The following is a 12978-nucleotide window of genomic DNA, read 5'->3' as shown; positions in this document are numbered from 1 at the left end:
TTAAGATCTATTTTTCACGTGCAATTAAAGAACACCAATACTTTATAAAGTTGTAATATTGAAGTATATACAAACTATTACGCGATATTTTACCCCTGCATAGATACTTCCTCTGCGCAGGGGCTCTGCTTGATGCAGTGCGCAATTACGCTCTGCCGAAGCCGGGAACTATTGCGGTAACCTCAAGGCGCTCCAGAAGCCACGCAACTGTGCGGTCAATTCCGCATAGAGACCATAACGCCGCCCATAGTGCGAGATTTGCGCAGCATTCGGCTGGTAAGTATTCGCAACCCGTGTCATCGCCGCAACCGCCTCCTCATAATCAGGATAAAGCCCAATCGCCACGGCCGCGCCAATGGCCGCACCGAGCGCGCCCGTCTCGCGGGCCTCCGCGACACGCAGCGGAATTTCCAGAACATCAGCCATGATCTGCGGCCAATGCTGGCTGCGGGAACCGCCGCCGGACATCACGGCGCTTTCCACCGGCAATCCCGCTTCGCGCAGGACACCGATATGACGGCGATGTTCGAAACACACCCCTTCGAACAGGGCGCGCAACATGTGGCCCTCGCCATGCCACCCCGCGAGGCCGTAAAAGCCGCCCCGAAATTCCGCACCCAGCCGCGATCCGAAAATGAACGGATGGAAGAAAGGATCGTCGGCGCGCGGCGTGACGGAGCCGACCAATTCGTTGCAGCGCTCGAAGGCATGGTCGCCATGGTCGCCGCGAACACGATGCACGTACCATTCAAGATTGGCGGCGGAGGTGGCGCTGGATTCGATATTGACATAGCGGTCACGGCCAAAGGTCGTGACCATGAAGACATCGGGACTGATGACCGGTTTGTCTGCGAAAACCTGATTGATGCTCCAGGTGCCAGCGATGATGGACGCTTCCCCGGCATTGATGACGCCCGACCCCATGGCGCTGGAGACCACATCAAAGAAACCGCCAATGACGGGTATGCCTTCGGGCAGCCCCGTGATGTCAGCAGCCCCGCTTGTCACATGGCCGACAATATCAGCCGATTCCACGAGACGGGGGAAGAACGCGAACCCGTCCTCAAGATCGTAAAGTGACAGGAGCTCGCGGTCGAGCCGCGCTTCCGGCAAGGCCAGCAGCCCCGCACCACTGAGGTCCGAAATATCGTTGGCAAGGCAATCCGTCAGGCGGAAATTGACGAAATCCTTGCAGAACAGGACCGTGCCGATCTGCCCGTATAGATCGGGCGCATGCCGTTTGACCCAGGCAAGCAGGCTGGGTGTTTGCGCAGGCCATGGCCGCTGCAGGCAGCGAGCCTGCAACTGCGCTCCGCTTTTCCGGTCAAGCTCGGCCGCCACATCGGCGGCGCGGCTGTCGAGCGACTGGATGCCGATCAGGGGCTGCTGGTTCTTGTCCAGAAGGTAAAGACCATTGCCGTGGCCGGCGCAGCCCACCGCCAGAATGCTGGAGGGATCGACAGAGGATTTTACCAGCAGCTGGCGGATCGCCTCGCAGCCGTTCTGCCATAATTCCTCAAGATCGCGCTCGACATAGCCGGGCTGAGGGAATGTCGACTGTCCGTCGATGGCGTGTTGCGCGATCTGCCGGCCCGCCGTGTCGAACAGCACGGCCTTGATGACCGTGTTGCCGACATCGAGACCCAATATGTGATTTTTGTCAGCCACGATTATAGATATCCCATGCTTCCTCGCCACCCGCACCCTGATGGATGATGGCCATCAGCGCTGCAACGACGGCCTTGGGATTGTCGTGCTGGTAGATATTGCGGCCATAGACCATGCCGTTCGCACCCTCGGCCACCAGAGCCGCCGATTTTGCCAGTACATTGCGCAAGTCCTCACGCCCCCCGCCCCGCACCAGCACCGGGCACCGCGCGGCTTCGATCACCTTGTGAAAATCGCGTGGATCGCTGGTCGGATCGGCCTTGATGATATCGGCTCCCATTTCCGAGGCAAGACGCACCAGCGTGACGATCTTTTCGGCATCGCCATCCACCTGATAACCGCCGCGCACATCATTGGGCAGCATCACCAAAGGTTCGATCATCAGCGGCATGCCGAAACGGTGGCAATCCGCCCGCACGCGGCTGATGTTTTCGACGCATTGACGAAACAGGTCCGGCTCGTCCGGCAGCATGAACAGGTTCACGACGACGCAGGCGGCATCCATCTCCAGCGCACCGATGATCGGATCGTGATGGTTCTGGAGCTGCGACCACATGTTTCTGTGGCGGGTGGAATTATAGGGATTGCCCATATCGATACGCATGACGAGAGCCGGCTTGTCGCGCTCCGGCCGCTGCTGCAGCAGATCGGCCTGCCCATAGGCCATCTGGATCGCATCGGGACCAGCCTCGACCAGCCTGTCCACGGTCTGCGCCATATCCTCCAGTCCGACGAGGAAGCTCGGCTCGTTGCAAACCCCGTGATCGATGGCCACATCAAGGCAGCCGCCATTGCGAAACAGCCGGTTCATGCGCGCCTTTTTCGAAATCCGCATCATCATGCATTCTCCTTGCATCTGTGTTGAAGCATTGCCGGCGTGACGCCGTAAAAAGTCTCCAGCTCATGGGTAAGCCGTTGCCGTTCCGCCGCCGTCTGGGCGGCCGGCCAGCCCAGCTCGCGTGCCACGACGTCCAAGATCGCGTCGATCAGATCGGCATCGATGACGCCGGTGATGGCGAGCGTCGTGCGCCGCAACACGAGATCGGTCAGGTGTCGCACGTGTTCGCAGCGGATCAGCCAGATCACCTCTGCGGCGGTGATCGGCGATTTTTCTGAAAGCGGCGCATCATCCGCACGGTCCCGGCAAAAGCCCATCAGATCGAAGGCGCGGGAGCCGTAAGCCAGAGCCAGATGCGCCGCCCGGTCTCCGGCGATCGAAAACTCCTCGGACAGCAAGGCCGGCAGGCTGCCTGCACCGGCAGGAAAATTCCTGCCGCCGCCGATTGGGCGATCCATGGTGCCAGTCAGCCGTCGGCGCCCAAGAAAGGCCAGAACCTCGTCGGTTACCTGCTCCCCAAAGGCTCTGAAGGTGGTCCACTTGCCGCCGATCATGCAGAGCTGCGGCGGATCGCCCGCAACGCGGTGGATGAAATGGCTGCGGGATATTTTTCCGGTAAAGGCGGCGTCGCTGCGCGGCAGCGGGCGTATGCCGCTGAAACTGAAGACGATGTCGGAATGGTCGATGTCAATCTGCGGAAAGACCTGCCGGATCGCGTCCAGAATATAATCCCGTTCCTCGGGCTCGCAGCGCACCCGTTCGGGACGATCCACCTTGATATCGGTCGACCCCGCGAGAACCCGGCCGAGATAGGGAAAGAGGATACAGACGCGATTATCGGCATTCTCAAAAAAGATCATATGGCCATTCAGGGCCTTGAGAAGCGCTTCGTTGGCGATGATCAGATGCGATCCCTTGGTTCCAGAGACGGTCGGTTTTGCTTTCTCCGCCACTGGTCCGGCGGCCAGCGCTCCTATCGTCTCGTCGATCCATGCGCCGGTCGCATTGACGATGATCCTTGGGCGGACGGGCAGGGTTTCATCCGCGCCCTCCAGCCGAAGACGGTACTCATCGCCTAGACGAACAAGTTCGGCATAGTTGAGCGCAATGCTTTGCGGTGCATCGGCACAGGTGTCGATCAGAAGCTCCAGCGCAAGCCGTTCGGGCTGGCTTATCCACGCATCATAATAGGTGGCGGAATATCTGATGTCCGGTGTCAGATCCGGCCAATGCTGCAAAGTTCCGGGCGCACCACGAAACGTGTGACGGGGCAGGATGCGGTTTTTACGGGTGACGAAATCATAGAGCATAAGGCCCGTCTTGATGGCGAGAGCGCCCCGGCTTGCAGGTTTTCCGCCGGAGCCGGCAAAGGTTGCCGCTGCGTTGAAGAGGCCGCTGAAAGTCGAAAAAATCGGGATCGTTGTCGGCAGCGGACGAACCATATGCGGCGCGAGCCTCAGAAGTGCATCCCGCTCCCGCAAGGACTCTGCCACAAGGCCGAATTCGCCGTTTTCGAGATAACGCAGGCCGCCATGGATCATGCGCGAGGGTGCGGCGCTGCAGCCTGAGGAAAAATCGTTCCGCTCGACCAGCAGCACCCGCAGCCCCTGCAAGGCGAGATCGCGGTAGGCGGCAATTCCGTTGATGCCGCCGCCGATAACGACGGCATCAAAATCACCATCGTGCCGGATGCGGCGCAGAGCGTCCTCGCGAAAACTGGGCATAGAAATACCGTTCGCTGGCTGATGACCAGCGTCCCAATGTTGTTGACCGTTTAAAGCGACATGAGAGACGGGACGAAAATGATGCGCTGTCGCCTGAAGCCCCGTCTCAGCTTACATAATCAGGTATCGAGCCCCACAAGATGCTCCGCGACGCCGGCGCTGATAAGCGCCAGTTCACTCTCCGTGAGGCGAAGACGCGCCGCCGCGGCGTTTTCAACCGCCTGAGCCGGATCGCGCGCGCCACACAGCGAAAATGTTATGCCGGGCTGCGCAATCGTCCAGGCAATCACCACCTGCGCGACCGAAGCCTCATGGTTGGCCGCCACCGGTTCCAGCACCCCCATCAACCGTGCGATTTTCTGGCGGTTCGCCTGGCTGAAGCGCGGATTTCCGTGACGCTGGTCGTCTTCCGCAAAAACCCGCTCCGGCCCGACCTTGCCCGAGAGGAGACCGAGCGCCAAGGACGAATAGCTGAGAACCGAGACGGCATTCTCCAGGCAAAGCGGCAGGAGCGTCGTCTCGATACCGCGCTTCACCATGGAATATTCTTCCTGAATGGCATCCAGCGCGCCGGTTGCGATATAGGCTTCGAGATCGTCCTGCGAGACGTTGCTTGCCCCGATGGAACGGATCTTTCCCTCCTCCTTCAGCCGCACCAAAGCCCCGACTGTCTCGGCAATCGGTGTCGTGGCGTCCTGCCAATGGGTGACGTAATGGTCGATATAGTCGGTTCCGAGCCGTTTCAGGCTCTCTTCGACCTCGTGCCTTATGGATGCTGCACCGAGATAGCGGTGAACCGGCTTGCCATCCTGATGGAAGAAATAAGAGCCCTCATTCACATGCCAGACAAGCCCGCATTTGGTGACCAGCACGACCTTGTCGCGCCTGCCGGCAATTGCCTTGCCAACGATGGTTTCTGCAAGCCCCATGCCATAGGCCGGCGCGGTGTCGATGAGGGAAATGCCTGCATCGATGGAGGCCTGGATAGCGGCGATGGACTGCCGTTCGTCGGTGCCGCCCCACATCCAGCCGCCGATGGCCCAGGTGCCAAGCCCCACGGCGGATGCGCTGATGGCGCTGCCGCCGATCGTCCGGGTCAATATTGCATCGTCCGTCACGAGGTTTCCCCTTCTTCATGATCCAGTAAATAGCCGGCTATCGCCTCGTCGACGACGAGCGAGGTCAGATAGCGGCCGGCAAGCGTGGCAGCCACCGGGCCGGCCTTGATTGCGCCCGCCGCCACGCCGATGATATTCGGGCACCGGGCAAGCTGCCCGGGGTCCAGCGCCACGACGCGCGAGTTGAGATCGATCCGCGCCAGCTGCCCGTCCGCCATGGTGAGGTGGGCGAGAAACTCCCCGGCAATGCCCGCATCAACCAGCGCCTGCCCGCCGCGGGCGGCATCCGGCAGAAGATCGTAATAACCGGAGCCCGGCGCTTCCACCGAGCCGATGCCGACCAGCGCCACCTGCGCCTGACGCGCCAGATCGAAGACCTCGCGGATCGATGCGACATTCATCAGCAGATCGCGCTGCTCCTCATCCTCGGCAAACAGCGGCGCATGCACGAGCGAGGCGCTGCCGCCCAGCTTTTCCGCCAGTTGCGTGGCGAGATGATTGACATCCGTATAGTGCTTGCCCTGGACGCCGCCCGTCAAAGGCACCACCCGCACATCGAAACGGCGCTCCGCCTGCAGATTGTCGACAACCGCGCTCACCGCCTTGCCGCCCGTAATCGCAATCACGTCGCCGTCACGGATCGTCTCCAGCAAATGGTTGGCGGCCACCCGACCCACCATCTGCAAGGCGGTTTCCGGATTATCGGATACCGTTGGCGTGACCACCGACTGCCTGAGGCCGAAACGGCGGGTGATCTCGCTCTCAAGATCCACCAGCCTCTGATAGGGGCTGGCGATGGTGATCTTCACCATGCCCGCCTTACGGCCGGCCGCAATCATGCGGTTCACCTTGGTATGGGAAAGATTGAGCCGCTCGGCGATCTCTGACTGCTTCACCCCCTCGATGAAATGCAGCACCAGGACGGAATACATCTGTCTCTGTTGATCGAAATCGTCCTTGATATCCAGCATAATCGTCTTTCTCCAGTTACCCATGGGCGTTCAATGGGCGCTCAGCGGCGACGCCTGACCAGATAGTGGTCGAACAGAACCGCAGTCAGCAATATGCTTCCCCTGATGATGTCCTGCCAGTAGACAGACACATTGAGCAAGGCAAGCGAACTGGAAACGACCGAGAGAAGGATCGCCCCAAGGATTGCACCGAGAATGGTGCCCGAGCCGCCCGAAAGGCTCGCGCCGCCGATAACCGCCGCCGCAATAACGTTGAGTTCCATGCCGACGCCAAAGCTCGGCTGGGCAGAACCGAAGCGGGCCATGTAGATAACGCCTGCAACACCGCACAGCATCGAACAAAGCGTGGTGGTGGCAAACACGACCCGGCCGACGCGGATGCCGGAATAGGCTGCGGCCTTGGGATTGCTGCCGGTATAGAACACCTTACGGAAGGCGGTCGTGCGCCGCAGCAGCAGATCGAAAGAGACGACCACCACCGCAAATATGATCAGCACCAGCGGAATGCCGCCAATCACACCCTGACCGATGAACTTGAATTCGGGCGGCAGGGAATAGAGCCCCAGTGGCCGCCCGCCGGTTGCCAGCAGGCACACACCGCGCGCAATCACCATGACGCCCAGCGACACGATGAAATGATGCAGGCCGATGACCGTGGTCAGGAATCCCATGGCCATGCCGACCAATGTCGTCAGGCAGATGGCCAGCCCCGCCGCCACCCAAGGGTCGACGCCGTTGAGGAACAGCCAACCGGCCGCCACCATCGCAAGTGCGGTGACGGAGCCGACGGAAAGATCGATGCCGCCCGAGATCAACAGGATCGTCATGCCCACCACGACGATGCTTTCGATGGCGAAGACCATCGCCATGGCCCGCAGATTATCCACGGTCAGGAAATACGGGGATATGAAGGACATCACCGCGAAAAGCGCGAGGATGATGACGATCAGCCCGGTTTCCCGCGCCTTGAGCGCCGGCTCCCACCAGGCGGTGCGGCGAACCGCCGTTTCGGCAAGGCTTGAAGGTGTTTCCGATGTTGCCATTTTCCCGCTCCCTCAGGCCCTTTCCGGGCTATGCACAATATTGATCGATGCAAGCTGCATGATCTTTTCCTCCGTCATGTCTTCGCCCTCGACCTCACCCGTGATCCGCCCCTCGCGCACCACCAGCACGCGATCGCTGACGCCGATGAGTTCCGGCAGCTCCGAGGATATGACGACCACGCCGACACCTTCGCGCGCCAACTCCCGGATCTGGCGGTGGATTTCGGCTTTCGCACCCACATCCACCCCGCGTGTCGGCTCATCCAGAAAGATGACCTCGGGCTCCACCGACAGCATCTTCGCCAGCGCTACTTTCTGCTGGTTGCCGCCGCTCAAGGTAGACACCGCATCGCCGACACTGTTCGCCCGCAATTTCAGCCGGCGCCCCAGCTCATCTGCCCGCTTCATTTCCTTGCGCCGTTCGATGAATCCCATGCCGTTCGATACCCTGCCGATATCGAGCGCGGAGACATTCGAGGCGATGGACATATTGAGGAACAGCCCGTCCCCTTTGCGGTCCTCGGAAAGATAGACCAACCCCTCGCGGATGCTGTCGCGGTAGTCTTTCAGCCTCAGCGGCCGGCCACGCAGCGTAACCTCGCCTCGCGGTTTCCCCTCCAGCCGGCAGACCGCCCGGGCGATCTCGCTTCTTCCCGCACCGATCAGCCCCGCCAACCCCAGGATTTCGCCCCGACGCAGATCGAAATTGACATCGAAAACGCGCTTTCCTTCATTCAAGGCACGGACTGAAAGAATAACGTCATCGGATTTCTCGTCGTCCGAAAGCTTTGGCGGATAGAGCTTGTCGAGCACACGTCCCACCATGCTGTTGACGACTTCCTCGGGGGAAATATCGGCAATATTCTCCGTCCTGATATGGCAGCCGTCGCGCATGACGGTGATGCGGTCGCAATGGTCGAAAATCTCCGCCATACGATGCGAGATATAGATGATGGCAATGCCCCGTTCGGCCAGCCGGTGCATGATCCTGAAAAGCGTCTGGGCTTCGGTCTCGGTCAAAGCCGCCGTTGGCTCGTCAAGGATGAGGATACGGCAATCCAGCGTCAGCGCCTTGGCGATCTCGACGATCTGCTGTTGCGAAATCGAAAGGTCGCCGGCGCGGCGGGTGGGATCGATATCGCCGATTTCCCGCAGCACGATTGCCGCCTGCCTTTCGAGGTCGCGATAGTTCATGAACCAGGAACGGCTTTGGCCGGTCTGCGACATGAACATGTTTTCGGCAACCGAAATCTCCGGGCAGAGCGCGATCTCCTGATGCACGAAGCCGATGCCAAGCCGGTTCGCCGCATTGGGCGAGGATATCTTGACCGGTTTGCCATCCAGCAGGATTTCCCCGCCATCCGGCTGCAAAATGCCGTCGATGATATGCATCAGCGTCGACTTGCCGGCGCCGTTTTCACCCGCCAGCGCGTGGATTTCGCCGCGCCGCAGCTCAAATGCCGCATTGCGCAGCGCCCGCACGGGGCCGAACGCCTTGTGAATATTCGTCATGCTGAGGATGACCTCACCCATAACGCCCTCCCGAACCTGCTTCCCCTTATGGCCGGCGAGGCGCAAACCTCGCCGGGTCCAGAGCGACGCGTCAGCGCCCCTTCATGTAGTCGTTGAGATCGAAGGAAGCGGCGTTAGCCTTGGTGATGACGGCGAAGCCATTGTCCATCGAAGGAACCTGCATCGGGTTGAAGCCGGAAACCTTGTAGTCGTTGAACGGGTCGATCAGATCCGAATGGGCGCCGAGAAAGGTGTTCATGAAACCCATGAAACCCTGAACGCCCTGATTGGGATTGATGGACATGTAGATATTGCCCTGCTTGATGTGCTCCAGCGTCGCGGGCGTGATATCCGCATGCAGGATCAGGACCTTCTTTTTTGCCTCGAGAACAGCGGTGGTCGCGCCTTCAGCCGAACCGGCCTCGGGGATCCATAATGCGCCGAGATTTGGATTGGCCTGCAGCAGGGCGCCAACCGCCTGATAGGCGACATTCGCATCCTGGTTGGTCGCCTGGCGGCCGACCAGCTTCATTTCCGGATAGGTGCGCCCCATATAGTCGATGAGGGCGGTGACGCGCAGATCGTGGTTGCTTTGTCCCGGATTTTCCAGAACGGCATATTCGCCTTTCTCGCCAAGCTTCTTGACGATTTCGTCAGCCGCGAATTTCGCCTCGGCAACATTATCAGAGGTGATGTAGGCGGTGCGCTTCGACTTCGGAGAATCCGCCGCAAACGTCGTCACCGAAACGCCGGAGCCAATCGCCTTGTTGATGGGTTCGATAAATGGATCGGCCTGCATCGGGTGCAGCAGGATGCCTTTCGGCTTTTTCACAAGCTCCTGCTCGAAGGACGCGATCTGCTTGGTGATGTCATATTCCGGCGTACCGGTAAAAACGGCCTCGCAGCCGAGTGCCTTCGCAGCCTGCTTGAAGCCCTCGAAGACCGGTACCCAATAGGGGTGGCTGGAAACCATGACGTTCATCACATAGGTCTCGCCCGGCTCGCAGGCGAATTTGCCCGCAGCGACGGCCTGAGAACCGGCACTAGCGGAAATTGCCACGGCTATAACACCCGCGGCAGCGGTCGATTTCAGAAAAGCCAACATATTCCCCTCCCAAGGACAATGACCTAGTCCGCAATAAATTTTATCTGCTGTAATTTATTGCATGTCACTTGAGATAGCTGGAAACCCAGGTCACGTCAACGTAGTTTGAATTTTATTTTGTGCAGTGAAATTTATTGCGAAGCGCGAGTGCGGCCAAGATTGAAATCAGCGCAACCGATTCCCGCTTTGTCGATTTCCTGAAGTTGGCCAGGTCGCAAGGAAACTCTCGGGCTTGAGAAAAGAGGCAGCCGTAAGCGCAGGCCAGAAACGAGAAAAGGGTTTCTGATCGCTCAGAAACCCTTCTCATGAATTCGGATGGTGGGCGTGACAGGGATTGAACCTGTGACCCCTACGATGTCAACGTAGTGCTCTCCCGCTGAGCTACACGCCCTCCGTGGCGGCGGATAGACCACAAAACCGGTTGATGCGTCAACTGCTTTTTTTCGGTTTTGTGAAGGTTTTTTGAGAGGCCTTACGCCACAAGGAGTTTGTTGACCTCATCCACCAGATCGCGCAGATGGAACGGCTTGGAAAGCACCTTGGCGTCCTTCGGAGCCTTCGAATCGGCGTTCAGTGCAACGGCTGCAAAGCCGGTGATGAACATGACTTTGAGATCCGGGTCGAGTTCGGTCGCGCGCCGTGCGAGCTCGATGCCATCCATTTCGGGCATGACGATATCGGTCAGCAGGAGCGAAAAGGGCTCTTCGCGAAGCCGGTCATAGGCGCTGGCGCCATTGTCGAAGGAAGAAACCTTGTAACCGGCTTTTTCCAGCGCCTTGACGAGAAAGCGGCGCATATCGTTGTCGTCTTCAGCGAGAAGAATTTTCTGATTCATCATAAGTGACCGTAACTACTCAATGTTTGGAATACCCTAGCCCGATTATAGGATTTTCACGGTAAATATCCTGTGAACGCGTGAATCGGTATAGCGCTGCTTGGGCGACAGTATGGACTTGCCGCACCGTAACTGGCAACATGAACATCCCGATTGTTTGCGACATGGTAAATGGCACTGAATGGACTGGGTAACGGGTGAATATGAGCTTTTTGAGGTAACGGAACCTGCCGTTCAAACCCTGCCATTTGTCTATAATTCCCCCCATAGCGGCCGCTGCTACCCCATTTCCTTCCTGGAATCGGCACGGCTCGATTCGCACGAGATACGCCGCTCCGAAGATCACTTCGTCGACGAGCTGTTCGCGGCAGCACCGGAGATCGGCGCACCGCTTCTGAAGGCGAATTTTCCGCGCGCCTATCTGGACGTCAATCGCGAACCCTACGAACTCGATCCCCGCATGTTCGAGGGCACGTTGCCGCCTTATGCCAATATCGGCTCCATGCGGGTTGCCGGCGGTCTCGGAACCGTGCCGCGCATCGTCGCCGAGAATATGGATATCTATGCCCACCGCCTGCCGGTCGACGAGGCGCTCTCGCGTATCGAGACGATCTACAAGCCCTACCATGCCTGCCTGCGCCGCCTGCTGTCACGCACCCACGCCAATTTCGGAATGGCGGTACTGATCGATTGCCATTCCATGCCGGGCAATATCCGCGTCGCCGGCTCGAATCTCAGGCCGGATGTGATCATCGGCGATCGCTACGGCACCAGCGCATCCCAGGAAGTCTCCCGCGCCGCGCTGCATTTTCTCGAGGAACTGGGTTTTGTCGCGGTCTGTAACAAACCCTATGCCGGCGGCTTCATCACCGAACATTATGGCCGGCCGATCCGCTCGCTGCATGCGCTGCAGATTGAAGTCAATCGCGCACTTTACGTCGATGAAAAGACGCTTTTGAAAAAAACCGATTTTCCGGCCATCCAGGCATCGCTTGAAATCTTCATGCGCCAGCTCGGCGTCTTCGTTTCCGAATACGCGATAGAAACGTCGCTCGCTGCCGAGTAGCAGCTCTAATCACCCGCTAATTCAATCTTTTATCCCGGATCACCTGGCGGCCTGCCGGGCAAAAAAAACCGCGCCTTGGCGCGGTCAAGTCTAGGGAGGAAACACCCAAGGAGGGTATTTACAGTCAAAGACTGCAGGGTCACGCTACGCAGTATATGCACAATTGTCAATCATTTTATTTTATGCATATTTTTTAGGCTTATGCTGAAAATATGGAAACACCCGTCCCGTCATCCGTATGAGTGGACGGCGGATGTGATTCCGGTCTATGCATTGCGCCACAGAATTCAGACCCAATATTCAGGCGATGAGGTTTCGCAATGCTGCCCGACCGGGATTTCTTCTTCAAACTTGCCGATGCCGCCAGCGCTGAGACGCTTCCCCGCTTCCGCACGGGCATTGCGGTCACCAATAAGCAGGATGGTGGCTACGACCCGGTGACGGAAGGCGATCAGGCAGCGGAAACCGCCATTCGCACCCTGATTGAGGCAAATTTTCCGCAGCATGGTATTCTCGGCGAAGAACACGGCAATGTCGGCCTCGACCGCGACCATATCTGGGTCATCGACCCGATCGACGGCACCCGCGCCTTCATTTCGGGCGTGCCCGTGTGGGGCACACTGATCGGCTTCCAGTCGGCCGGCCGCGCCACGATGGGCATCATGGACCAGCCCTTCACCAAAGAGCGTTATTTCGCCGATGGCGAGGCGGCGTGGTATTTCGGGCCGGATGGCGAGCGGAAGATCCGCACACGCGACTGCGCTTCGCTATCGGACGCCGTGCTGTTCACCACGACTCCCCACATCTTCACTGCGGAAGAAAAGCCCCTTTACGAAGAAGTGCAGGATCAGGTCCGTCTTTTCCGCTACGGCGTGGATTGTTACGCCTATTGCCTGCTTGCGGCCGGCCACGTCGATCTGGTGATCGAATCCGGCCTGAAGCCCTATGATGTCGGCGCATTGATCCCCGTCATCGAACAGGCCGGCGGCATCATGACCACCTGGGATGGCGGGCGTCCTGAAAATGGTGGCCGCATTCTCGCAGCCGGCTCAAAAGCGGTGCACGAACAGGCGCTCGCCATTCTCTCCAAACTCTAGG

11 protein-coding genes and 1 tRNA gene are annotated in these 12978 nt (G+C 59.2%); 2 read left to right on the top strand and 10 right to left on the bottom strand.

The annotated features are described in order from the left end of the window. Nucleotides 1-168: 168 nt before the first annotated feature. From CFB10_RS21335 to cpdR, 10 genes are all read right to left on the bottom strand, one after another. Nucleotides 169-1668, bottom strand: coding sequence for an FGGY-family carbohydrate kinase (locus CFB10_RS21335; protein ID WP_026363398.1), 1500 nt, complete (start codon nt 1666-1668; stop codon nt 169-171). Next, nucleotides 1661-2503, bottom strand: coding sequence for a class I fructose-bisphosphate aldolase (locus tag CFB10_RS21330; RefSeq protein WP_026363399.1), 843 nt, complete (start codon nt 2501-2503; stop codon nt 1661-1663). Before CFB10_RS21330 ends, CFB10_RS21335 begins: the two co-directional genes overlap by 8 nt. A 2-nt stretch (nt 2504-2505) precedes the next feature. Next, nucleotides 2506-4230: a glycerol-3-phosphate dehydrogenase/oxidase gene (locus tag CFB10_RS21325; protein WP_020009187.1), complete on the bottom strand. Its 1725-nt coding sequence runs from the start codon at nt 4228-4230 to the stop codon at nt 2506-2508. A gap of 119 nt (nt 4231-4349) precedes the next feature. After that, nucleotides 4350-5348, bottom strand: coding sequence for an aldo/keto reductase (locus tag CFB10_RS21320; protein WP_020009188.1), 999 nt, complete (start codon nt 5346-5348; stop codon nt 4350-4352). After that, a complete protein-coding gene (locus tag CFB10_RS21315) occupies nt 5345-6319 on the bottom strand; it encodes a sugar-binding transcriptional regulator (RefSeq protein WP_020009189.1) in 975 nt (324 codons plus the stop codon). Before CFB10_RS21315 ends, CFB10_RS21320 begins: the two co-directional genes overlap by 4 nt. Before the next feature lie 41 nt (nt 6320-6360). Then, nucleotides 6361-7362 (bottom strand): ABC transporter permease, encoded by a 1002-nt coding sequence (locus CFB10_RS21310; protein ID WP_003505919.1) that lies wholly within the window; start codon nt 7360-7362, stop codon nt 6361-6363. A 12-nt stretch (nt 7363-7374) separates the two neighbouring features. After that, nucleotides 7375-8895, bottom strand: coding sequence for a sugar ABC transporter ATP-binding protein (locus CFB10_RS21305; RefSeq protein WP_020009190.1), 1521 nt, complete (start codon nt 8893-8895; stop codon nt 7375-7377). A 70-nt stretch (nt 8896-8965) separates the two neighbouring features. Then, the gene (locus CFB10_RS21300) at nt 8966-9979 is read right to left on the bottom strand and encodes a substrate-binding domain-containing protein (protein WP_020009191.1); all 1014 of its coding nucleotides are present in this window, start codon (nt 9977-9979) and stop codon (nt 8966-8968) included. 316 nt (nt 9980-10295) lie between these two features. Next, nucleotides 10296-10370, bottom strand: a tRNA-Val gene (locus CFB10_RS21295). An 81-nt stretch (nt 10371-10451) separates the two neighbouring features. Continuing rightward, nucleotides 10452-10814 carry a cell cycle two-component system response regulator CpdR gene (gene cpdR / locus CFB10_RS21290; RefSeq protein ID WP_003497910.1) on the bottom strand — a complete coding sequence of 121 codons (363 nt, stop codon included), beginning with the start codon at nt 10812-10814 and terminating at the stop codon, nt 10452-10454. 181 nt (nt 10815-10995) lie between these two features. On the opposite strand from cpdR, the gene CFB10_RS21285 reads away from it, so the two are divergent. Both CFB10_RS21285 and hisN read left to right on the top strand, forming a co-directional pair. Beyond that, nucleotides 10996-11880 (top strand): N-formylglutamate amidohydrolase, encoded by an 885-nt coding sequence (locus CFB10_RS21285; protein ID WP_020009192.1) that lies wholly within the window; start codon nt 10996-10998, stop codon nt 11878-11880. Between the two features lie 320 nt (nt 11881-12200). After that, complete coding sequence (gene hisN, locus CFB10_RS21280) at nt 12201-12977, top strand: histidinol-phosphatase (protein ID WP_020009193.1); 777 nt, start codon at nt 12201-12203, stop codon at nt 12975-12977. Nucleotide 12978: the final 1 nt, after the last annotated feature.

The organism is Agrobacterium sp. 719_389 (assembly GCF_900188475.1).
Lineage (GTDB): Bacteria > Pseudomonadota > Alphaproteobacteria > Rhizobiales > Rhizobiaceae > Agrobacterium > Agrobacterium radiobacter.
This window is presented reverse-complemented; position numbering and strand designations above follow the sequence as displayed.

Coding starts and splice junctions, on each gene's coding strand:
- CFB10_RS21330 (WP_026363399.1), bottom strand. CDS start 2,503: ATGCGGATTTCGAAAAAGGCGCGCATGAACCGGCTGTTTCGCAATGGC.
- CFB10_RS21325 (WP_020009187.1), bottom strand. CDS start 4,230: ATGCCCAGTTTTCGCGAGGACGCTCTGCGCCGCATCCGGCACGATGGT.
- CFB10_RS21315 (WP_020009189.1), bottom strand. CDS start 6,319: ATGCTGGATATCAAGGACGATTTCGATCAACAGAGACAGATGTATTCC.
- CFB10_RS21310 (WP_003505919.1), bottom strand. CDS start 7,362: ATGGCAACATCGGAAACACCTTCAAGCCTTGCCGAAACGGCGGTTCGC.
- CFB10_RS21305 (WP_020009190.1), bottom strand. CDS start 8,895: ATGGGTGAGGTCATCCTCAGCATGACGAATATTCACAAGGCGTTCGGC.
- CFB10_RS21300 (WP_020009191.1), bottom strand. CDS start 9,979: ATGTTGGCTTTTCTGAAATCGACCGCTGCCGCGGGTGTTATAGCCGTG.
- cpdR (WP_003497910.1), bottom strand. CDS start 10,814: ATGAATCAGAAAATTCTTCTCGCTGAAGACGACAACGATATGCGCCGC.
- CFB10_RS21285 (WP_020009192.1), top strand. CDS start 10,996: ATGGACTGGGTAACGGGTGAATATGAGCTTTTTGAGGTAACGGAACCT.
- hisN (WP_020009193.1), top strand. CDS start 12,201: ATGCTGCCCGACCGGGATTTCTTCTTCAAACTTGCCGATGCCGCCAGC.